At 39.0% G+C, this 22,782-nt stretch carries 23 protein-coding genes; 4 read left to right on the top strand and 19 right to left on the bottom strand.

The genetic code is table 11. The features are described from left to right. Nucleotide 1: 1 nt before the first annotated feature. The 5 genes from ACSSVW_RS16155 to ACSSVW_RS16135 form a co-directional block, all read right to left on the bottom strand. Nucleotides 2-571: a Maf family protein gene (locus ACSSVW_RS16155; RefSeq protein WP_454179693.1), complete on the bottom strand. Its 570-nt coding sequence runs from the start codon at nucleotides 569-571 to the stop codon at nucleotides 2-4. After that, complete coding sequence (gene mreD / locus ACSSVW_RS16150; protein WP_036973169.1) at nucleotides 571-1,050, bottom strand: rod shape-determining protein MreD; 480 nt, start codon at nucleotides 1,048-1,050, stop codon at nucleotides 571-573. Before mreD ends, ACSSVW_RS16155 begins: the two co-directional genes overlap by 1 nt. Next, on the bottom strand, nucleotides 1,043-1,885 hold the full coding sequence (gene mreC / locus ACSSVW_RS16145) for a rod shape-determining protein MreC (protein ID WP_174403892.1): 843 nt from the start codon (nucleotides 1,883-1,885) through the stop codon (nucleotides 1,043-1,045). The genes mreD and mreC overlap by 8 nt, the downstream gene beginning before the upstream one ends. Beyond that, on the bottom strand, nucleotides 1,885-2,928 hold the full coding sequence (locus tag ACSSVW_RS16140; RefSeq protein WP_036973172.1) for a rod shape-determining protein: 1,044 nt from the start codon (nucleotides 2,926-2,928) through the stop codon (nucleotides 1,885-1,887). The genes mreC and ACSSVW_RS16140 overlap by 1 nt, the downstream gene beginning before the upstream one ends. Before the next feature lie 132 nt (nucleotides 2,929-3,060). Beyond that, nucleotides 3,061-5,085, bottom strand: a complete 2,025-nt coding sequence (locus ACSSVW_RS16135; protein WP_180311140.1) for an SUMF1/EgtB/PvdO family nonheme iron enzyme — start codon at nucleotides 5,083-5,085, stop codon at nucleotides 3,061-3,063. Between the two features lie 236 nt (nucleotides 5,086-5,321). Here ACSSVW_RS16135 and ACSSVW_RS16130 point away from each other — a divergent pair, with 236 nt between their 5' ends. Further along, nucleotides 5,322-6,218 carry a 1-aminocyclopropane-1-carboxylate deaminase/D-cysteine desulfhydrase gene (locus tag ACSSVW_RS16130; protein ID WP_454179691.1) on the top strand — a complete coding sequence of 299 codons (897 nt, stop codon included), beginning with the start codon at nucleotides 5,322-5,324 and terminating at the stop codon, nucleotides 6,216-6,218. On the opposite strand, the gene ACSSVW_RS16125 is transcribed toward ACSSVW_RS16130, so the two are convergent. From ACSSVW_RS16125 to ACSSVW_RS16090, 8 genes are all read right to left on the bottom strand, one after another. Continuing rightward, entirely contained in the window at nucleotides 6,215-7,912 is a 1,698-nt protein-coding gene (locus ACSSVW_RS16125; protein ID WP_454179690.1) for an EAL domain-containing protein, read from the bottom strand. The two genes, ACSSVW_RS16130 and ACSSVW_RS16125, sit on opposite strands and share 4 nt — an antisense overlap. An 850-nt stretch (nucleotides 7,913-8,762) precedes the next feature. Then, nucleotides 8,763-9,359: a hypothetical protein gene (locus ACSSVW_RS16120; protein ID WP_454179688.1), complete on the bottom strand. Its 597-nt coding sequence runs from the start codon at nucleotides 9,357-9,359 to the stop codon at nucleotides 8,763-8,765. Between the two features lie 16 nt (nucleotides 9,360-9,375). Beyond that, complete coding sequence (locus ACSSVW_RS16115; RefSeq protein ID WP_454179687.1) at nucleotides 9,376-9,693, bottom strand: STAS-like domain-containing protein; 318 nt, start codon at nucleotides 9,691-9,693, stop codon at nucleotides 9,376-9,378. Continuing rightward, entirely contained in the window at nucleotides 9,690-10,817 is a 1,128-nt protein-coding gene (locus tag ACSSVW_RS16110; RefSeq protein WP_454179686.1) for a hypothetical protein, read from the bottom strand. Before ACSSVW_RS16110 ends, ACSSVW_RS16115 begins: the two co-directional genes overlap by 4 nt. A gap of 14 nt (nucleotides 10,818-10,831) precedes the next feature. Continuing rightward, nucleotides 10,832-13,369, bottom strand: coding sequence for an EcoAI/FtnUII family type I restriction enzme subunit R (gene hsdR, locus ACSSVW_RS16105; RefSeq protein WP_454179684.1), 2,538 nt, complete (start codon nucleotides 13,367-13,369; stop codon nucleotides 10,832-10,834). After that, nucleotides 13,369-14,595 carry a restriction endonuclease subunit S gene (locus ACSSVW_RS16100; RefSeq protein WP_454179683.1) on the bottom strand — a complete coding sequence of 409 codons (1,227 nt, stop codon included), beginning with the start codon at nucleotides 14,593-14,595 and terminating at the stop codon, nucleotides 13,369-13,371. The genes hsdR and ACSSVW_RS16100 overlap by 1 nt, the downstream gene beginning before the upstream one ends. Then, nucleotides 14,595-16,061 (bottom strand): N-6 DNA methylase, encoded by a 1,467-nt coding sequence (locus ACSSVW_RS16095; RefSeq protein ID WP_454179682.1) that lies wholly within the window; start codon nucleotides 16,059-16,061, stop codon nucleotides 14,595-14,597. The genes ACSSVW_RS16100 and ACSSVW_RS16095 overlap by 1 nt, the downstream gene beginning before the upstream one ends. 52 nt (nucleotides 16,062-16,113) lie before the next feature. Then, nucleotides 16,114-16,665 (bottom strand): recombinase family protein, encoded by a 552-nt coding sequence (locus tag ACSSVW_RS16090; protein WP_454179681.1) that lies wholly within the window; start codon nucleotides 16,663-16,665, stop codon nucleotides 16,114-16,116. A gap of 237 nt (nucleotides 16,666-16,902) precedes the next feature. Between ACSSVW_RS16090 and ACSSVW_RS16085 the strand changes: the two genes are divergently transcribed. Genes ACSSVW_RS16085 through ACSSVW_RS16075 form a run of 3 tightly spaced genes read left to right on the top strand, consistent with a single transcriptional unit; the run spans nucleotide 16,903 to nucleotide 18,245 of the window. After that, nucleotides 16,903-17,649 (top strand): hypothetical protein, encoded by a 747-nt coding sequence (locus ACSSVW_RS16085; protein ID WP_454179679.1) that lies wholly within the window; start codon nucleotides 16,903-16,905, stop codon nucleotides 17,647-17,649. Next, the gene (locus ACSSVW_RS16080; RefSeq protein WP_454179677.1) at nucleotides 17,640-18,023 is read left to right on the top strand and encodes a hypothetical protein; all 384 of its coding nucleotides are present in this window, start codon (nucleotides 17,640-17,642) and stop codon (nucleotides 18,021-18,023) included. Before ACSSVW_RS16085 ends, ACSSVW_RS16080 begins: the two co-directional genes overlap by 10 nt. A 45-nt stretch (nucleotides 18,024-18,068) precedes the next feature. Further along, on the top strand, nucleotides 18,069-18,245 hold the full coding sequence (locus ACSSVW_RS16075; RefSeq protein ID WP_454179676.1) for a hypothetical protein: 177 nt from the start codon (nucleotides 18,069-18,071) through the stop codon (nucleotides 18,243-18,245). A gap of 232 nt (nucleotides 18,246-18,477) precedes the next feature. Here ACSSVW_RS16075 and ACSSVW_RS16070 read toward each other — a convergent pair whose 3' ends face one another. The 6 genes from ACSSVW_RS16070 to ACSSVW_RS16045 all read right to left on the bottom strand — a co-directional run bounded on the left by ACSSVW_RS16070 (nucleotide 18,478) and on the right by ACSSVW_RS16045 (nucleotide 22,650). After that, nucleotides 18,478-19,773 carry a hypothetical protein gene (locus ACSSVW_RS16070; RefSeq protein ID WP_454179675.1) on the bottom strand — a complete coding sequence of 432 codons (1,296 nt, stop codon included), beginning with the start codon at nucleotides 19,771-19,773 and terminating at the stop codon, nucleotides 18,478-18,480. Nucleotides 19,774-19,778: 5 nt separating this feature from the next. Continuing rightward, nucleotides 19,779-20,870 (bottom strand): nucleoid-associated protein, encoded by a 1,092-nt coding sequence (locus tag ACSSVW_RS16065; protein ID WP_454179673.1) that lies wholly within the window; start codon nucleotides 20,868-20,870, stop codon nucleotides 19,779-19,781. 532 nt (nucleotides 20,871-21,402) lie between these two features. Continuing rightward, the gene (locus tag ACSSVW_RS16060; protein WP_454179671.1) at nucleotides 21,403-21,837 is read right to left on the bottom strand and encodes a hypothetical protein; all 435 of its coding nucleotides are present in this window, start codon (nucleotides 21,835-21,837) and stop codon (nucleotides 21,403-21,405) included. A gap of 31 nt (nucleotides 21,838-21,868) precedes the next feature. Beyond that, on the bottom strand, nucleotides 21,869-22,090 hold the full coding sequence (locus ACSSVW_RS16055; RefSeq protein WP_454179670.1) for a hypothetical protein: 222 nt from the start codon (nucleotides 22,088-22,090) through the stop codon (nucleotides 21,869-21,871). Further along, entirely contained in the window at nucleotides 22,087-22,392 is a 306-nt protein-coding gene (locus tag ACSSVW_RS16050; protein ID WP_454179668.1) for a hypothetical protein, read from the bottom strand. Before ACSSVW_RS16050 ends, ACSSVW_RS16055 begins: the two co-directional genes overlap by 4 nt. Nucleotides 22,393-22,443: 51 nt before the next feature. Beyond that, nucleotides 22,444-22,650, bottom strand: a complete 207-nt coding sequence (locus ACSSVW_RS16045; protein ID WP_454179667.1) for a hypothetical protein — start codon at nucleotides 22,648-22,650, stop codon at nucleotides 22,444-22,446. Between the last annotated feature and the right edge of the window lie 132 nt (nucleotides 22,651-22,782).

Below are 22,782 nucleotides of genomic sequence, written 5' to 3'. Positions count from 1 at the left end.
GTTACCCTCTTAAAAATTCATTTAATAACTGCTCAGTCTCATATAAAGGTAAGCCTACTACTGCAAAATAGCTACCAGAAATATGACTTACAAACCGTCCACCTTGGCCTTGAATGCCATAACCCCCCGCTTTATCGTGCGGTTCACCAGAGTGCCAATAAGAGTCGATTTCATCATCGCTAAGCTGTTTAAAAGTGACATCGGTAATAACAAGGCAGCTTTTTACGTGCTGTGTATCAGCAATTGCAACGGCGGTCATAACTTGGTGAGTTCGGCCCGACAAACGTTGCATCGTTGCAACAAAGTCGGCTTTATCAAGCGGTTTGCCAAGGGCTGTGTCATCAATAACCACAACCGTATCACTGCCTAACACGGGCCTGTCGGTATAGCCCATTGCAACGCCTGATTGTGCTTTGAGTTTGGCTAAACGTTCAACGTAATGACGTGGCGATTCGTTCGGAAATTGGCTTTCATCTGCATCAACGCTAAATTGAGAAAACTCAACGCCGAGTTGGCTGAGCAACTCTTTTCGGCGCGGTGATGCAGACGCCAAATAAATTGCGGTTTGCATTATCTAATCCTGAAATGACGGCGGTATTTACGCAAAATTAAGAAAATCCACCACCAACACAGCATGCCAGTCAGCACGGGCCACATATAATGAGGGCTGAAGTAAACTCCCATCAAAAAGTGATTAAGCCAAAATTGCATTAGGTGGTAAAGCGTTAAAAACAAAGCAATTAATATACTTTGCTGCCATAAAGAAAAGTTTCTAATTTTTTGAAAGTTACTGGCGGTAATAAAAATACACACCGAATAGGTCAGCGAGTTCACGCCCAGTGGTGAGCCCGATGCTAAGTCCATTAATAAACCCACAACCCACGCTGTGCCAATGTTTAAACGGTGCGGCACCGCTAACGACCAGTACATAAGCACCAGTAACACCCAGTCTGGGCGGTATGGCTCAAATGAGATAGGTAACGGCATTAATGCCATGACCAGTGCAAAAAAGATACTAATTGCAATCAGCAAAGAGTGACGGCTATTCATTGCTTATGCTCTCCTGCTGATTACGCCACAGCACAACCAATAAACGAATTCGGTCAAGTTGGGCAATTGGCTCAGCATACACTTGTGCGAATGGGTGCCCTTCATCACGATTAATTTCGGTTACCACGGCCACAGGATACCCCTCAGGGAAAGTCCCCCCTAGACCTGAAGTCACTAAAATATCACCAATACGTACATCAAGGCTATGCGGCACATGCGACAGCTTCACGACATTTATTTTGCCAATCCCTTCAACAACAGTGCGAACATCATTGCGTAAAATACGTACCGGTGTCGCATGGGTTGTGTCGGTCATAAGCAAAACGCGAGAAGTGGTTGAACCCACTTGTGTAATTTGCCCGACAACCCCCATTTCATCAATCACAGCTTGGCCTTCGCTTAAGCCATCTGTAGTGCCACGATTGATCACAACCTGATGGCTGTATGGATTTGAATGAACAGAGAGCACTTGGGCAATTATTTTACGATTTGATTGCTTTGCAGACGAGCCGAGTAACGCACGCAACTTGTCGTTTTCACGCGATAAAAATTGCAGCTGTTGTAGTTGTTCGCTTTGTAAAAGCTGTTTTTTCTTCAGTGCTTCGTTTTCAGTAAGAAGCTGATCGCGAGTATGAAGATTCTTCGCACCAATACTAAATAGCTCATACGGCAAATTGGCAAGATAGATGAGTGGGCTAACCAGTGTATTTAAACTGGTGCGGATTGTTGTACCACCTTGTGTATATCGATCGCCCACAATCAATACGACACTCAAAAGCACTGCGACAAAGAGTCGCAGTTGCAAAGAGATGGTACGACCAAACATTAACTTCATTAGTCGTAACTAAATACGTCACCACCGTGCATATCAATCATTTCTAATGCTTTACCGCCACCACGAGCAACACAAGTAAGTGGGTCGTCAGCAACAACAACAGGAATACCTGTTTCTTCCATTAATAAACGATCTAAATCTTTTAACAGTGCACCACCGCCTGTTAATACCATGCCGTGTGCAGAGATATCAGAGGCAAGCTCAGGAGGTGATTGCTCAAGTGCAACCATAACCGCACTTACAATCCCCATTAGAGGCTCTTGTAATGCTTCTAGGATTTCATGAGAGTTAAGTGTAAATGAGCGCGGCACGCCTTCAGCAAGGTTACGACCACGTACTTCAATCTCAACAGGCTCATCGGTTTTGAACGCCGAACCGATCTGATGCTTGATATTTTCAGCGGTTGCTTCACCAATTAGGCTACCAAAGTTACGACGTACGTAGTTGATAATAGCTTCATCAAATTTATCACCACCAATACGCACAGATGATGAGTAAACCACTCCATTAAGCGAGATAATGGCCACTTCTGTCGTACCACCACCGATATCTACAACCATTGAACCCGTTGCTTCTGATACAGGTAAGCCTGCACCGATTGCCGCAGCCATTGGCTCTTCAATCAAATACACTTCACGTGCACCTGCACCCATTGCTGATTCGCGAATAGCGCGTTTTTCAACTTGTGTTGCCCCACACGGCACACAAATTAAGACACGTGGGCTAGGACGCATAAAATTGTTGTTATGTACTTGCTTGATAAAGTGCTGGAGCATTTTTTCGGTGACATAAAAGTCGGCAATAACACCGTCTTTCATTGGACGAATCGCTTTAATGTTCCCCGGTGTACGGCCTAACATTTGTTTTGCTTCCGTACCTACAGACGCAACACTTTTAGGACCACCAGCTCGCTCTTGACGAATAGCAACTACTGAAGGTTCATTTAATACGATACCTTCTTCTTTTACATAAATAAGGGTATTGGCTGTACCCAAGTCGATCGATAGATCGTTTGAAAAAATACCACGAAGTTTTTTAAACATGAGGCTGGATGACCTTTGATAATACGTTCTTATACTAGCTGCTCTCACTCTACCATGCTAAGCACAATAAAGCGCAACTGCCTTTATTAAATTGCTAAAAAAGGAAGCCTGCTTTGCTTCCTTTAAAAATTTTTATCGCTCGCGTACTAAACGAAACCCGATATAGTTTGCACGAAAATCTGGCGCTAAAATTAAGCGTGTTGATACACGTGCTAGGCTCGGAGCGAAATTCCATGCCCCACCACGAACAGTCACATCAGACTGCCCCGGTTTTTTGTTTGTCCATTCCCATACATTACCTACTGTGTCATACAGACCAAATGCATTAGGAGAAAACGACCCGGTTGGTGCAGCGCTTTTGTTTGACCATTCACTACCACACCAGCCACAGTTCGCTAAATTTTTACCTATCTCGTTACCCCAAGGGTATTCAGTTTCTTTACCTGCGCGTGCAGCGTACTCCCACTCAACCTCATTCGGTAAACGAAACAACTGCCCTGTTTGCCCTGATAACCAATCTGCATATGCTTTGGCATCATTATACGTTAAGCAAACAGCCGGAAAATCACTGTCTTGCTCAAAACCTGGGTTGCGCCAGTTTAAGGTCGCTTCCCATACTGGCTCACCATTTAAGTAATAAGCACAGCCACGATTCTTTTCGGCTTCTGTTTTATAACCTGTATTAGCAACGAATTGCTCATATTCACCCACACTGACTTCTTTGCTTTGCATGGCAAATGAGTTAGCAATGGTTTTTTCAACAACAGGGCGCTCATTAGCTAAGCCATTACCGTTAATGTCACCCATCTTAAATGTACCCGCTGGGATAACCACAATACTCGCTGTATTGGTTTTATTAACAATACTTGCCACTGGCGCTGCTGTAGGTTGCTCTGTTGCGACAACGGCAGCGACAATTGGTTCAGGCTCTTTCACTAATTTTGCATTAATAGTTTGAGCTTTACGCAAGTCTAAACGCGCTTTATAGCTTTTATAACCACGCTTGCGTATCTCAATATCATGAAAACCTCTTGGTAATGATGTCGTTAGCTTGGTTGACCCAAAGCTCACACCATCAATAAACACTTCATCATCATAAACATTTGAACGAAGCGTTAATTCAACCATTTTAGATTTTTTTAGATCAGGTAATGGTTCAACCCTTACTGGCTTTTTTACTGAGTAATCACTTACAGGTTGTTCGCTCATACGCGAAACCGATACCACCTGACTATTATCCTGAGAGTCACTGAATGTTAACTGACTATCGGAGTAAGTGGTGGTGTAATTGGGTTGGTAGTTTCCAGCAAGTGGTGAACCATAATCTGCGCAAAAACGGTTGTCTAAGTTAAGCAGACTACATAAACGGCTGCTGTTCACATCACCGCGCATCGTTACGCTTAAGTTCACGTTATAGTTACCTTGTCCGCTAAAGGCACTATTTACAACATGACTACTTAAAATTTTAACTTGTGCACCCGCTAAATTGCGTTTCGGCTCAACTAAACGTTCTTCTGTTAAGTTAGCAAAAATTTGATCTACAAAGCGCTTGGTGGCTTTTTGTAATCCCATTTGCTGACCACGTTGCTCACACGCTGCTAATGTTTCAGTGCGCTTACAATTAATCGTATGATTAACTTCAAGTGTGCCTTCACGCGTAAACTCATTGCGCAAACGTTCAACACGTGCTGTTGCGAGTTGCTCTTTTAAGCTCTCTAAGGTGTTTAGTTGGGTATGCTTAGCAACACGAATTTGCTCAATATCTTTTCTATGCGATGCAATTGCCGCCAATTGCATCGAAATGTCATCTTTGTTCTGTTTGTGATCCACCACTGCTTTTTGATAGCGCGTTTGTGCATTGCTAATATCTAAAGTGGGGTCATCAATTAATCGACGATACATCTCGTTCATTGCATCAAGCGCTTGGTTTTTTTCTTTGTCTAGCTCAGCTGAGCGGGCGCGCAATAATTCGAGTTGTTTTTGTAACTGACTTTCTTCTTTTAGGTGTTTTTCGAGTATTAAGGTCGAGTTATCGTATTCGGCTTGTTTTTTACTGATCTCTGATTCAATGCCAGTTACCGTAGCAGTATCTTGTGCAAATGCACTCGATGCTAGCAAACTAACTGAAATTAACAGAGATAAAGGAGCAATTCGCATATATTCCATTCCCAAAAAGCGGCAATTATTTGGTCATTATTATTTTTTATAATTAAACTCTTATGCTATGTACTTGCAAGGCAAAACACAAGCTTTGTTCAATTATTATCTGAGTTTACAACTATTACCTTAGTTGATGCCAGTAAATAACAAAATCATTTTAGTTTAATTGACTAATTTCTATCTCTATGACGACTTTGCTACAATTAAGCGTCTTTTTTAGCGTAAATTAAACCGTGACTATTATTTCTGAATCGCCTGTTCAAACCATCAACCACGAACTGTTATCAGCACAAAAGCTGACATTACAGATTAAACGTGATGATCTTATTCACCCACAAATTAGTGGTAACAAATGGCGTAAATTAAAATTTAATTTACGGGCTATGCAACAACAGGGAAAAACTGAGCTACTCACTTTTGGCGGCGCATTTTCAAACCATATTCATGCCACAGCAGCTGCGGGTCAGTTATTTGGGTTTAAAACGCACGGTATTATTCGCGGACCTGAGCTTGATGAACACAACCCCACATTGCAGTACGCCAAACGCTGTGGGATGACATTGCACCCCGTTAACCGTATTACTTACCGTTTAAGAGGCGAAAGCGGCTATTTGGCAGAATTACAAAAGCAGTTCCCGCATGCTTATATTCTACCAGAGGGAGGTACTAACCCTGCGGCGCTGCTCGGGTGCCAAGAATTAGCACAAAGCTTACCGACGAGCGATGTCATTATTTGCCCAACAGGCAGTGGTGGCACGCTGGCAGGCTTAATTGAAGGCAGCCCACACTCCACAACCGTGCTCGGTATTGCAGTATTAAAACAAGCCGAATATTTAATTGATGACATTAAGCAACTGAGCCGTAAAGCAAGACAACAACAAAATTGGCAGCTATTACTTGAACATCATGATGGCGGTTATGGCAAATTCAGTCATGAACTGTGGGAGTTTTGTCAGACATTTACGCAACAACACGCCATCCCACTTGAACCTATTTATAGCGGTAAAATGATGTATGCGCTGTGGCAATTGATAGAACAAGGTTTCTTTGCAGAAGGCACGCGGATCATGGCTATCCATACTGGTGGCTTGCAAGGGTTAGACGGCTTAAAGTACCGTCGTGTAATCTAACTAAAAGGCGTAATATCGGCAAGCTTTTGTAGGGGTTCAGCAAAGTAAAAACCTTGCGCTGCGATGACGCCTAAGTTTTTTAATGTTGCAAGCTCGTTGCGTGTTTCAACGCCTACAGCATAAACAGGAAAATTAAGCTCATTGCCTTTCGCTATAATCTGTCTAACCACTTTTTGTTGCTGCGTATTAGTATCAATATTATGAATAAGCTCGTATGCCAATTTAATACTACACACATTATTAAGTTGCTTGTATTCAACAAGGTTTTCGGCACTGCGAACATTGTCAATCACAATACCTGCGGATAATTTTTCTAAACAAGCAAACTGCGAGCTTAATTGTTTATGCTGTTTTAAATAATCGTCTTCACTGAGCTCAAATTGTAATTTATTAGCTGCATCAAAGCCTTGCATTTGTACTTTAAACCAATGCCAAAACTCATCATTAAACCAGTTCATCGCATGTAAGTTTATACTTACCATCATCGCACCTGATTCGTTATCAAGCATTTTTTGTACTTGTGTCACTACGGTCTGATCTAACAATAAAACATCTTTCTTGCTGGTCATCTGTGGAATGAAATGACGAGCAGCAAGTAATCCTAAGCTTTTATGACGAATTCTAATAAGCGCTTCATGCTGCAAAATATCCCCCGTTTCTAAGTCAAACAACGGTTGAAAGAACAACATAAAATGCTTTTTCTTAATGTACTCAAACAGGTGTTCATTACTATCAGTGAGCATACTAGATTGCGTATGCCCAAACGGTAAGCGGTGAATGTGTTGCCATGCACTTTGCTTAGCTAAAGTTAGTGCCGATTTAGTAAGCTGATACACCACAGCCTGATCAGCCCCAGTACGGTAATTACAGACACCAATTTTTATATCACCACGCGATAAATCGCTGCGATAATTAAGGCACGCTTGATATACAACGTGATGCAAACGCTTGGTGTACTTATCAACTTCGGTGGCAGGCACACTGTTTAGTGTTACAGCTATACCGCCCGAGGGAAGTAGTTTTACCGAGCGATTAACAAGTTCCCCAAACCCTTTGGCAATCACTACTTTAAAGTAATTATCGACATCAAGATTCGCCGGAAACGGGGTTTTCCAAAAAAACAGAGCAAATAAATGATTGTAGTTTGTTGGTACCCCATACAAAATATTTAAATCTTGATGAGGCAGCGGCTTTGGCAGCTCTCCTTTTGTAAGTACCGGCTTGACCTGTTTTTCAATAGGCTTCACTGGCGGTGCTGCGGCTACCGATACTTTTTTAGACAGTACTCGCCACCAGCGAAATCCCCAATACCCAGCCCCAATTAGAATTAAGTTCAAAAAGATAAATAAATGACTTTCAACGACCCATGAAGGCCAGTGAAAAAGGCGCAAACTCACAGTGTGATAACTAAATACCTCCTGCTCTAAATCAATAAAGTTGGCAAAATTATGTGGCACATCTGTCACGTTCATAGCAAAACCTTTACTTTCAACTAAGGTTGCAATGATATCTTTTGACGCAATAGGGTCTAAGTTTAAGTCGTATACTTGCCTTGCAAGCTCAGTACCTGTGCGATGCACTTTCTCGTGTAATACGTCACTTAAAAAAATATTAAAAACAACTAATAACAAAAAAGCGGCCGTCACATAAATGACTTCCGGTTGCTTTATTTGTGATGTTAGGTCTTTTTTCATTTCACAAGTTAGTTGCCCAAATATACACAAAGTGTTGTTCAAGAACCCTATAAATACAAGGCTGCAGCGCGATTTAAAGAAATTTCTGATTCATCCCCTGACCAACGCTGTCAAAAGTTACGTAAATTTAAACACCTAGCAAAATGCCTTAATGAGAATTATTTTGTAACCGAAACATATTCGAAGCCATCCCCATTCGCTTATACCATTGTGCTCAATTAAGTGGTCTATTTTGAGCAATAAAAAACCCAGCACCAAGGCTGGGTTCTTAATACGATCTTTATATAAAGTATCTTGCTTAATACTTTAACTTTTCCCCGGTGCTAAAAAGGTAAAGTACCAATAATGTTGTAAAGGAATGTGTGTGTGTGTGAGTAAAGCTAGTCAATGCTACTATTTAAAGGGTTCTTTAAATCTCATTGACAGTATAAATGAGAACAAATCAACATTATTGGTCATTAAAAAAGTAACGTGTAAAGCGTTAGTTAGTTTCAACAGTAGTGCTTTACACATAAGGCTTACTAGGCCCTAAATCCACTAGTACTAGTTTTATATTTTTTCTTTCTATTGTCAATATGCTGGCGTTGTTCCCTCTAAAACATCAACAACCTTTTGCTTAATGAGGGCTTTCAATTGAGCAAGATGCATAAGTAATCTTACTATTGTTTTTCCTATCAAACTCGCAATGTATGATTTGCTCAGCATCACACACTACTGCCAAGTTCGGATTGTGTGTGACCATCAATATTTGTCGATAAAGGTTATATTCAAAAAAGTTACAGTTTTTAATTAACTTTAAGTACACCTACAATTTCTTCGCCCGGATTTATCAAGGCTTACCCTTTTAGAATTAGATATCTGATTTTCTTTCGTAAAGTTGAGAAAGTTCGGAAACGATAGCTCTTAACTCATCAATACGACTAGAGTTAGCTTTGAGCGGTCTTTGGTCATTATCTAGAGTCACATATTTACGTAATTTTTTTAACTTGTCTGAAGGGTAAGCAATGCCTCCCGAATCTGATATTTCTTTAGATTTTGTTGTTAATTCTTTTATCTTTCTTTGAAAACCTAGAACTTTAACTTGATCATTATCATCTTCGGCACTTGTCCAATAATCAATCGCGGCTGATTCAATATCAAATAGCAGGTCTTTAAACTCTTTTACATATGTATTATGGCGGTCTATAGCTCTTTGGGAACGAGTATTACTTTTATTACGCTTATACAAAAACAGCGCGATACACCACCCCAAACATAACATTCCCCATGTTATATACTGTGCAGTTGGTAAAGGTTGTTCCTCAACGCTATCGTTATTAACAGTAGTTTGAATCTCAATCGCTTGTAGTTCTTGTTTCTTTTGAGCAGTTAGAGCATTTTTATCAGGTGAGGACTCTATAACTTCTTGCGGAGCCTCTAGCACATGGTATTTATTATTATTTTCCATATTAATCCTTTAGTTACTACTCTCCGTTTTTCTCTGATATTGCATCATCAATATATTCATTAATTTCATCTATAAGATCAGGTTCTTCTTTTGAAATTAATTTAATAGCTTTGACAGTTTCTTCAGAAATATTTTCTCTAATTAAACCACCAAAAGATTCCTCCAAAAATGAGGAGCCATATCCAATCGTTCCGTCAAGGTTAATGGTTAACTCAGGATCATGCTTTAATTCTCTAATAACCCACTCTCTGAATTCTTCACCAGAACCAGTTCCTAGCTTTTTATATCTTGGGCCGGGACATGGGAATCTGTCTTTTACATTTATAGTTTTCATACTGTTCTAACCTCTTCAAGAGGTATGCTCCATTCAATGATTGTGCCATTTATAGATGTATTATAGTCATTTATAGTGCTCTCAACTGCCGTGTTCTGCCCCATATATTTAAATCGTCCTTTATTTGAAAATATCGATAAATAGCCTTCACCAGTAGATCTAATGACTGACATAACATCTTTCAAGCCTTTTCCTCTGTGCTTTTTCTTTGTAGAAGAGTTCTGCAATGCTGTTGCAGCCTTGATGTAGGCTGAGTCTTTTATGTGATTAAAGTCTACATTAAGCATTCTTAATACTTTTCGTAAAGCAGAAGGAGATTGAGTATGTGGAAGTGTCGCAGGTATTCCTACTCCTTTATCACACAAAACAACAACTAGTTTACCTTCTCTTACACCAGCAAAAGTCCACCACTTGTTACATGGACCAGCTAAAGGGTAGGCATGTTCTACCGAGTTTGCCATAGCCTCAATAAAGCCCCGATATAGTTTCTTCGAATTAATGGTTTTAATCTCTTTAGAAATAGCGTCAAGCATTGGTCTAGCTTTACTAGGATCTGCGCACTCTCCTGACGTGTGATGCCAGAAATTAACGTCGTCAAAAGATTCTACAGTTCCTACGGTTTTATTGAGAAGATTATAAAAGCCAACTTGATTTAATATACTTTTAACTTTTTTTGACTTCGGATGAGAGAAACTAATTGGAGAGCTACCTTTAACAGCATTTGAGGAAGTTAGCACTTCAACTTGAGCCAATAAAGATAGCATTGCCGCTGCTGATATTTTTTCAGTATTATCAAAATTTAAGAAAACTCTTCTCTTTGCCCTTAGAATGCAGTCGGCAATATTATTTAAAAACAGATTGGTTATTCTGTAGTTTTTTGCACTGTAATAATCAATATTTTCAGGGGCGTATAAATTAACTTTTTTGTTAGCATTAATAATCGATTTAACAATACTGCTTTTGCGCTTTAACCGTCTTTTAAATTCAACAGACAAAGCTTTTATCTCTTGAATTTCCCAATTTTCATTACGGGCATTGTACTTTTCCCGCTTTAATCGGCTCACTAAGTTTTTACGAGTTCTTTTTAAGTAAATACCTCTTGGTACTTCATTTCCAATACGCATTGATTTCCCTAATATTACTCATACAAATACTTTTGAAACCCAATGAAGGTTTCTCTAATTGCCGCTGGTGAGCCAAACACATCTACGGCATCACCAATAGTGTTGTACTTCAGTTCAATCAAGCTACGCATTTTACTTGGCGATAGCTCCATAACACCGTCTTCAACATATTTTTCTAATATGAAATCGATGAATTGTTGCTGCTTATCGTCTGTAAATGCGGCTTCAATGTTAGGGTGAGCTGATGTTGCTCGTTGCTGTCTGCTTACAGCTTCACTCGCGTATGCTACATAGCGCAGTACGTCATACACATCGCTATCTTTGGCATCTATTAGTTCTTTCATGCCTTCGAGTTTTTCTTCGTCATATCCAGCTTCAGATAGGCTTGAGAGCAATTTTTCACGGGTTGTTGGATCACTCCAAATTTCACGAAGCTGATCTTCATTTTCGAAGAACTTAGGTAAGTCAGAGAACAGTCGCTCAATGAACTCTTTTGCTGTAATTGGCTTATCACCAAACCAATACATTACTGATGATATATGTTGTATTTGACGCGTCTTTCCATCACTTAGCTGTATAAGTACTTTTTCTTTTTTCTTACAGATACAGGGACTGCTGTCACACACTGGGCAGGCTTCGGGTTCACAAATACAAGGCGAACAGCCACAGCGCTCACATGCTGGTTTTCCACACACACAGGGTTCACTACCGCACTCGACACAAGGTTCTTTTGGGCATTTGCATGGATTAAAACCGCATAATTCACATGGCACTTTTTCACAACTACATGGGTTATCGCCACATACTTCACAAGGATCATCTGGTGGTAACGGCTCACCATCCCATTCTGGATCAGCAAAGTTATGGTGAGCTTTAACAAAGTCATAAATAGTGAAATAGTCTTTGCCATCGTACATGCGCGTACCACGACCAACAATCTGCTTAAATTCAATCATGTTATTGCAGGGGCGCATCAAGACAATATTACGTACATTTCGGGCATCAACCCCTGTAGATAACTTGCGTGAAGTGGTCAGTACCGTTGGTATTGTTTTTTCGTTATCACAAAATACGGCTAGATCATTTTCACCCGCTTTACCATCATGTGCAGTTATTCGAACACAGTAACTATGGTTTGTTGTCCAACCTTTCTGCTTGGCATATTGATTTATATAATCTCGAACTAGCCCAGCGTGTTCTTGTGTGGCACAGAAAACAATGGTTTTCTCTTTAGGGTTAAATAAGTCCATCCAATAGTGAACGCGTTTTTGTTCACGTGCTGGTATTGTGATAATTCGGTTGAAATCACCTTCCTTATACACTTTACCCGGTTCAGGATCACCATGAACAATTACACCGTCACCCGGTATATAAACGTATTCGTCCATAGTGCCGACAATTGGATAAACCTTAAATGGCGTTAAGAAACCATCATTAACACCTTCTTTTAACGTGTAACTGTAAACTGGTTCACCAAAGTACTTGTAGGTATCAGCATTATCTTTTCGTTTTGGTGTAGCGGTTAACCCTAATTGAACAGCAGGAGAGAAATACTCTAGAATTTTGCGCCAATTACTTTCATCGTTGGCCCCGCCACGGTGACACTCGTCAATGATGATGTAATCAAAAAAGTCAGCAGGGTATTCACCAAAATATGGCGTTTTATTGCCATGTTCATCTTCAGGCCCACTCATAAAGGTTTGGAAAATAGTAAAGAACACACTGGCATTTTTAGGCACCGAGCCTTTCTTTCGGATCTCACTCGGTTCTATACGAACGATGGCATCTTCACCAAATGGGCCAAAATCATTAAATGCTTGGTTTGCAAGTATGTTACGGTCTGCAAGGAATAGGATACGAGGTCTTTTTTTAGCGGCATCTGGATTTTTTTGTGCTGTTAAACTCCATCTACTCTGGAATAATTTCCATGAAGTTTGGAATGCAATGCATGTTTTCCCTGTGCCTGTCGCTAATGTTAGTAGAACCCGTTGTTTACCTTCAGCTATGGCATCCAGCGCATTATTGATGGCGTTTTCTTGATAATAGCGAGGTTGCCAATCACCTTTTGTCTCAAATGGAATTTCAGCAAATCGTTCACGCCATACTTTCTTGAAATCAGGCGTACCTTCAGGTTCACTATCGAAGATTTTCGCCCACATTTCTTCAGGAGATAAATAGCGGTCAACTAATCCCTCTGTACCGTTTACCATATCTATTTGATAGATTTCATGCCCATTAGTAGCATAGGCAAATCGGCATTGAAGGCGTTCAGCATAATCCTTAGCTTGGCGAACACCTTCGGTATAACTCAACCCTTCTTTTTTAGCCTCAACTACAGCTACTTTTTGCCCTTTGTAGATAAGCACATAATCGGCAATTAAACGCTGGCTTCGTTTGCCGCCAACTAATATGCGGCCTTTGGTTATTTCAAATTCCCTCCGAATACGGCTATCGCTATCACGTTCCCAGCCATCATAATCAAGACGAGGGTCAATATGATCTGCACGTGTTTCAGCTTCGTTACGATTAGCTTTTTTCTTCGGGATATACATTAGGCAGCAGCTCCTTTGCTATTTGTTAATTCTCCATTGAATGCTTTTTGTAAAACTGATTTTTTAAGTTCGTCTAATGCATTCAGCTTCTTTAAATAAATAGATTTAACTTGCTCAATTTCAGAATGTAGCTTTTGAATTACAGCAGCGTATTCTTTTTGCTTTTGGATTGGTGGAAGATTAATTGATAAATTGCTCAAGTCAGAGTTACTTAAGTTGGGCATTACTGCTCCCCCTGCAATTTTTTCTAACCTTGCCTTGCATACTTCTGAACTTAAATAATTAAGCAAATATTTACCGTCTACAGCAGAAGATGCTCTAATGAAGAAACTACCGGTCCCGCACAAATAGCCGCTTTCATTTTGAGAGATAAGCGCACAGCGTCCCATTTCTCCTCTACGGCTAATTACAATATCTCCGACTTGCATAATATAACTGGATAAGCGTTCCAGTGTTTCTTTCGACACTGTTTTGTTAAAATCAGGGACAATACCACTAGGTGTGATATGAGCAGGATTTACTAGAGGAGTACCATTTTTAATGTAGTCGCTTTTATGTAACAGCGAACCAAATGGTCCTGTAAAAACTCCACCAGTGATTTTTCCTAAGGACGTAGTAACCCAACTTCCATCACTATTATTAAAAATTTGTTGTAAATAGCTTTCATAAAGCTTCCTTGCATTTTCTAAATTCCTATCAACGGTTGCTCGTGCTTTATCAATATTAGTAAAGGCTTGCTCAAGAGTATCTACAATTCGCTCTTGTTCGTTTAAAGGAGGGATATCTACAATTAAACTTTGAAGCTTTTTAATCGTTAATGTATCAACAGTTGCACCGTTACCTTCATCTAACTGATCTTTCATTTTTGTTGAAGATAACCAGAGATTTATGTAGGCACTATTTACTTCAGATTTCCGTTCCAGCCAAAGCACACTTGCATCTTTGAAGTAAAATTTATCACTTTTCTTTACAACATAAGAATTCCCGATAGTCCCTATGGCAGTGATCATAATATCATTAGCAATTGGCACACCATGCTTGCTTTTGAACTCAGAATACAGCTCTTCAGTAATATATAATTCGTTATTTATAAAACCATTTTTTGATAGTTTTGTAATTTCTCGCCCTCTATAGAAAGGGACACCTGAGTTTTGCCACTGTGATTTCAATACTCGTTTACTAGAGCGGACGTTGTACAATTCTTTTAATGGGATTTTTTGCCACATTACAACAGCCCCTTAATATTGTACAAAATCGCTTCGCTCTCTTTATCTAATTTAATAATTTCTTCGATGATCTTTGAAGGCTCCCTTAATTGGGAAACTTCCACTACATTTGGGTTAGTAACAGATAAATCCCAAGTAGATTGCTCTAAACTTGTAAAGGGAATTGACCATGACTTATCCGAGTCAGCAAAGCTCTTTTGTAATTCAACAAACTCTTTTAAATCATCATCATTAAGCGGGTTTGTTTTACCTAAACTACGACCCGGATCTAATTGATAAAACCAAGTGCTTTGTGTCGGTTCACCTTTGGTAAAAAATAACACTACGGTTTTTACACCAGCGCCTAAGAATGTTTTAGCTGGGCAATCTAACACTGTATGTAGATTAAAATTTTCAAGTAATTCTTTACGCAGAGCTATTGAGGCATTATCGGTGTTTGATAAAAACGTATTTTTAATAACAACCGCAGCTCTTCCTCCGGGCTTGAGCGATTTCATAAAGTGCTGAAGGAATAGAAATGCCGTTTCACCCGTTTTAATTGGAAAGTTTTGTTGTACTTCTTTGCGCTCTTTGCCCCCGAATGGTGGATTAACCAGACAAATTGAATACTGATTGTTCGGTGTTATATCTTGCAGGTTTTCAGCTAGGGTGTTGGTATGAATAACATTAGGCGCTTCTATGCCATGAAGGATCATATTCATGATCGCAATAACGTACGCTAAAGACTTTTTCTCTTTGGCATAAAAAGTACGCTCTTGCAGTATCTTCAATTCATCAGTTTTCAGCTTTCTTTTTTCTGCTCCACCTTGACGAAGATAATCATATGCTTCACATAAGAACCCTGCTGAACCAGCAGCACCATCGTAAATCGTTTCACCAATTTGCGGCTGAACAACATCAATCATGGCGCGGATAAGTGGGCGAGGGGTATAGTATTCACCACCATTACGACCAGCATTACCCATGTTCTTAATTTTCACTTCGTATAGGTGAGATAGTTCGTGTTTTTCTTCTTGTGAGCGGAAACGTAATTCATCTACTTTTTCTAACGCATCACGAAGTGAGTAGCCGCTTTGAATTTTGTTTTTGATTTCACCAAATATTTCACCAATTTTATATTCAATGGTGTTTGGGTTATCAGCACGCTGTTTAAATGACTTCAGGTAAGGGAATAATTCTTGATCAACATAATCAATTAAGTCATCACCAGTAAGTGCATTATCATGATCAAATTCGCCAGATGCTGTTTTAGGCGCAGCCCAACTGCTCCAGCGATGCTCTTCATCAATGATGTACTTGTACTCTTCCATCATCAATTCAGCTTCTTGCGACTTCGCAAATTCTAGATCATCAAGATACTTAAGGAATAACATCCATGAAGTTTGTTCGGTGTAGTCTAATTCGCTGGAACAACCAGCATCTTTATGGAGAATGTCATCGATATTTTTAAACGTTTGTTCAAACATTATTATTTTGTCCCTGATAGGCTGTCGCCTATTAAAATATTTCTATTAATTCTTAACTGTTTTCTAGCGCTTTATTTAATGTTGGCCTGCTTACATCAAAATGCTTTGCCACTTCTGCTTTAGTCATGTTTGGATCAAGCAACATGGCCTGCGCTTTATTAATATCAGTAGGTGTTAGCTTTTGTTTTCTGCCACCTTTGCGGCCTCTCGCTCTTGCAGCCTCAAGTCCAGCTTTTGTTCTTTCAGAAATTAACCTTCGTTCAAATTGAGCGATAGAACCAATCATATGAAACGCTAGCTCACCTACTGCTGTTGTTGTATCAATGCTCTCATTTAAACTAATAAACTGTACCTCTTGCGATTTAAAGCCATCTAGCAACTCAATTAAATCTTTTAAACTACGACCTAACCTGTCTAAACGTTGAACAACCACAATATCACCTGAACGTAGAGTGTCGATCATACGCTCAAGTTCAGGTCGTTGTTTTGATCTTCCACTACATTTTTCTTGATAAATACGTTCACAACCTGCGGCCTCTAATGCATCCATTTGGGCGACTTCTGATTGTTCATCCGTACTTACTCGTGCGTAGCCGATTTTCATAACAATCCTAAAATAAAGGTAGGTTTTATTTACATAGATTAATTTACGGGTTGTTTTACGTTAAAGCAAGATGTTTTATGTTGGAATATTATTTTCAGGAATGTGTAAATAAAATGGTCGTTTTATTTACATTGAACACTCTAAAATTAATTGGTTACGATAGACCTTATTTATTGTTACTTGGTAACGTAAAATAATAGACTATAATGCTTTTACAGCTAATGAAGGATTAGATAAATGAGTAGTAACCGTGGTCGCCCACCAAAAAAGATGGATGCTAACTCCATCGTTTATATTATCAATGATATGTATATGAATGCCTCGTACTTCGAGAAGCTCTTTCAAAACTCATTTGATACAAGCATTGTAAATTTTCAAGTATTCATTAAATATTTTCATGAAAGAATTGCTGCAACTACAGCAGATCCCACTAAGTTACTCGTAAGTGAAATGGAATTGTCAGAAATACTGGAGCAGTACAAAAGCTTCGGACTGTCTGAAAGTGAAATTAACGATAAAATGCAAAAGTACAAAGATCGTGTTCCATGCATTACTTCAGAAGATATTGAGGAATTTCAGGGAGAAGTGAACAAGCTGTCTGACAAGGTTTGGATTAAGTATCAAAATCGTTTACGACAACAAAAACATAGAGAGGCAAACGCTACAAAAAACATACCTTTCAGCCACGCTGATTATCACAAGCTAAAAGAGATGAAGCTAAATAAAGAATGTGGCACATGGAGCGAATTAATTGCAGATCTTTATGATGATTATGAGCAAGCAATACATTTAGCCAATATCTTAGAGGTTGAAGACTTACATAAAGCTTATATTGAAACCTCAAGGCTTTTAGAGCTTCTTGATTCAAGTTCAATTGAACAAGCTAAAGATAGAATTAATTTGCTACTAAAACTAACGAACACTACAGATCTAGTGGATTTACTAGAGCGCAGTGAAAAAGAGTACAAAGACACATGGACATAACAAATATCAAAGGCGAAGAATGCTCTGCTTGTAACAACAAACATATTGATGTCCGCACAGAGGTTATTATTCCACCATTAGGCAGTAAGCCGGGTCACATTCGAAAAGCTATCTTTTTTCGTTGTAAAGACCACATAAACTGTAGCACTGATGAAATGGAGTACTTGGCACTGCTTAAGTCAATGAATGTTAGGCTCGAAGACTTACGCTTTGATACATGTGCATCACCACATGATTCTGTTGGAAGCGCACGAAAAGGCGTGACAGTTACTCACAAGGCTAGTAATACTGTTGTTAGTTATACTGAAGAAAAATATCAGTCGTTTAATAAGATCAGGGCTGTTCAGAAGCTTAAATCTAAACTAAATAGTTAGAATATGAATTAACGTTACCACGTAACAAAAAATATTGGAGTCATCATGGCTAGAAGAGATAGAGAAGATTTGAAGCAAAAATCATTTACATCTAGAGAAATGTCTAGATTGCCTGAGGAATTGCATGAATTAGATTTTGGAAAGGTAGCTATTATCGAAGGTAAAGCATTTATGAGAGTTAAGGATGATATCATTAACAATAAGAATAACGAACTTAATTAATATTACCACGTAACGTTAATTAAGTTCGTTATCTGAATAAGTTTTAACTTGAACTATGGGATTCGGATAGAGTTCAACCAAATCTGACTGTCACTTAGCTGCTGATAGGGGGTTGCGGTACTTGCTCGTTTATCCCAAAAAAATGAGCAAGAGTACTTGTACCATTCAGTTCATAATGCTCAGTTTTCTCATACTTTTTCTAATGGAGCACATTCACTGTAATAACCTTGGATTACAATGTTGCTAGCTTCGCTTTAATCCAGTGAAAAGCTGTCTTAGACAGTTCCGTTCCCCAATTCCAAGCAGCCTTTGCCTCTTCTGTATGGTCGTTTTTAAAGACCAATATAAACATAATAAATGCTAACACCAGCCCGACCCTAAGCATCCAGTCAGACATTGTATCTATAAAATCAACTCGGCCTTTGGCTTTAACTAATTGAGCATCAAGTTTATCTTGTGCATCTTTAGCATGAGATTTCACTTCTTCAGCTTCAGTCCTAGACTTGACATAATGGCCTAACGCTCTATCAAAGGTGTCCTTAAAATGGTCTAAGTTTTCTCGAAGAAGCTCATTGGATTTTGTTATCAATACTTTAGTCATTACCACACCAACAACAATTGCAACCACCCCTAGGAAGTTGTTTGTCCTCGCTAAGGCACCAATTGCGACCATTACACCCGGTAAAGCAAACGCTTTGGTTTGTGATGACGTAACCAAATCCTGTAGCTTACCAACAAAGCTCAAATGCTGCTCATCAATTTCTCGAAGCTGGCTATCTACAGTAAATCGATTAACATAGATTTCATAATTCTCACAATATCTATCATGGAACTTCTTGGTATTTGATAGAAAAACCTCAAATGGGTTGTTTCCATCTTCTATTGAAGACATGATTTCAGCAAATGAAACCAACATGACACTTTGCCTATCTTTGGTCTGGGCATCTTCTAAATGCCAACTACCATGTAAACGCTCGTATCTCGCTTCATCACAGTCTAATTCCAATTGCTCAATTAATTGGAGGTCAACAAACGGACTAATCTGATATGGCTTGGTCTTGCCCTCTTTGTGATGAACAAAGAACACCAATACCTTGTTATCTTGAATATGGTCAGCCATATCAGATAACAACTTCACCCACTTAGTAACGTGAACAACCTTTTTCAGTAACGGTTCATCTGTATCCGATTCAGATAGTTTCCGATCAAGAATACAAAACTTTGAAGGTATGCTCTTTTTTCGAACACACTGTCGCATGAAGTTGTCTAAGGTCGAATAGAAGTACTCCTTGAAACCATCCAGCCAATGCTCACTTCCAGCTTCAAATTCAAGACATAACGAACCACCTTCAGCTTTAAGGTAACATGAGCTATTTACCTCTTTGAGAGCTTTTTCTAAATGCGTAAAGTCTTTGCATTCAGCAATATTTTCATCAAGCTTATAAGTATAAAGCTGTATGTCTTTGTCGTAGTCTGTTTGCTCACCATCCTTGATGAACGAGCTAAACAAATGGCTTGAGTCATACATCAAAGTTAATTCCCGTTTGGTAATGCTTCCAATAACTCACGATGCTGTTCGTCATCTTGCACTTCTATGTAAATCGTTCTTGTTCCGGCATCGTACCTAATACTCTTTTCCACATCCTCTACAGTACCCAAAGCACTTCTTTTGATGCGATAAAAGTAATCCTGCCCTTTCTGACCTTCAATGTTAGTCGCTTTCTGCAATTGCCCACGAGTTACATCGAAGATTTCACTGATTTTGTAATCATTCTCATTAATGAACGTAATAAAGTCCTCAGCAGTGATCTCATCAATACGATCAGGTAAACTCGAAATTACTTTTCTAGCGACGCTGTTCACGCTGATTTGTTTACCTTTCTTCTCGGCAATCAAAAGCTCCACTTCATCTTGAAGCTTACGAATGTGAGCAGTTTTTAGGTTCAAACCCTTACCGAACTGTTCAATCGCATCAAAAATACTGGATACACTCACAGTGTTATCTATCATATTCTTTGTGCCAAGAGCTTCTTGAAAAAATTGTCCTGTTGAGCGACCCGAGATAAATCTTAGGTAAGCTTGGTCTTGATGTTCTTCAATGTGGTCAGGGTAAACAGAATCAAATAATGTTAAATCATACAACACAGCTTGTCTCAGTGTATCTACATCAATAGACTTAAATCTTGTAGGTACAAGACCAGCACCAAAGTCAAACACATCTTTCTTGTCTACCATAACCACTAACAAGCGACCTAAGTCCTCTTCCTCACCTTCATTGCAGTAATGAATAAAGACCATATGACCGACTTGTGTGTTACCGCGACCATCTTCATTTAATGAAGATTTAAGTCTCTCCATCATGCTTCGAGTGGTATCCTCAAAAACACCACCAGTATCAGCATTAAACTTAGTCAGAATTGTTGGTATCGAATTCCTACCAGTATCCACACTTAAGAAACCATAAGTCTTAGTCTTACGTCTAAACTTCGCTTCTATCTCCTGAACAAAGTTTAGTGCGTTCTCGTTACCGCTGTCCCAGACATCTCCAAACTCATAGCCAAAACGACTATCTCGTTTACTAACCTCTGCGGCAATAGCGTTAAGTACGACTAGTGGTGCTACCATATTCCTTCCTAATGGTTATGTAACAAAAACTGTAAGGATATTATCATGTAGGATTTATATAAAACTAGTTGTTTATCAGACCATTGATAACCTATATTTTCAATATCTGCTGGGAGTATAGCTATTTCGATATTTACACAGACTTACTTGAGGAGCGGATGCCCAGTCACGACGACCGAATCCTGCGTTTTATGCACCCAACAGATCTAAATGTGTTGAGAGGTTATAAATCTTCCCGAGTCTGCTTTGGTTGAAAAAGCCAGATATTGCCGTGTCGTAGCATCGCTATGTCAGCCACAAGACTGGAGAGGCTGTAATGACAATACCGATTCATGAACGCAGGTTATCAAGATACTTGAAGTTATCCATGAAATACTAAATTAGCAAAGTTGCAGGCAAATTTCTGTCCAAAAACGAGTTTATCCACCCGTCTGCAATTAGCTCATAGAAAACCTAATCAACTGTACGATTTGATCGAATCCATAATTTAAATTGTCAGATTTGATATGAGATACTACACGTTATCACAATACTACACGTTATCTACAATTTTTATATCTACGTCCGTAATAAATAAAAAATCATTGCTATTGATTTTATTAGAAGTAATGCGCTCTTTAATAATTCTTTGCCATCTATCCGTGACGATCACACGATGAGCTTCAACCCCAATTTTTCTTGCTTCATTTATGATATGTTCAAGGATCATCATGGCGTAATGAGTAGCATATCCTTCTTCTGAGATCGGCAACACATATACGCTACCAGAGCTTTGATGTATCTCAAATTCATTCAGACTTCGTTTAATGAATACAGCTTGATCTGAACCAGAACTAAGCCGCCATCTATCATCTCTGCTCCACGATGCAAAAATTTTAAAGAACGGTTTTTTATCTGTTTCTTTAAACCGGATCAGAGTCCACCCTTCAGCGTTATAAATAGAATTGTTATTTTTGTTAGCAGCCAATAGTTAAGCCTCGAAAAAGAACTATTTGATGTTACTCAGTAACGTTATTTAATGTCTGTTTTATTTTTTCAGCTTCTTGATGCGGAATTGAAACGACACCATCGCAGTTGTCACATACAGCAACTAACACATTATTCACAACTACACTTTTATCGCTCAGCGGTACATCTCTATACTGAAAAGTAGTCACTACAACAGATTCACAGTTAACACATATTGCTTTTGATTTATCATTTTCTTTAGCTTTTTTCATTCGCTACTAGCCTCTCTAAAACCATCATAATCCAAGCCCAATATACTTATATAGCTGATGCACAGTTGATTACAACGATTGTGTTTTATGTCTGAAATGATAATAAAGTCGTTGTTTTTAAGAACTTCAACATCTATCCGCTGAATCACAAACTTACTTATGTCACGCTGCCAACCAATGTATATTGAAATAGCTTTGAAGCCCTTAGTCGGCTTTTTGCTCATTAGCTCTTTGCCATAGGCTTTAATAAGTCTGTTGAAATAGCGCTTGGTTTTATGGTGATTGAAGCTGATTAGATTCATTTTCGTTACCTAGTAACATTATTTAATGTTTTATCCCAACCAACAAACAGATTAGGAAATATCTAATTGCTTCATTTCTTCACACGACAAAACCGTTAAATTATATTGATACCCATCGTCTAAATTTATTTTTTCCCATAACGCAAAATTTGCTCGCTGCATACCTTCAACATGAGCCAAATGAAAAGCAGGACAAAGAGACCAATCATCCTGCTTGTTAACAGAGATAACTATTTTGTTACTAATATGAGCTACCATATTTACACGTTCTTTGACTTGACCATCTGCATTTGACTGTAGTGGTCAACTAATTTTGGCCACAGTTTTAGAATCTTGATATCTAACCTCAGATTCATTCGGCGCTAAACCAGCATTATAATGATGTGGTCT

The sequence above is a fragment of the Pseudoalteromonas sp. MBR-15 genome, from assembly GCF_053628915.1.
The sequence above is the reverse complement of the archived record's forward strand: the minus strand, read 5'-3'. Positions and strand labels throughout refer to the sequence as shown.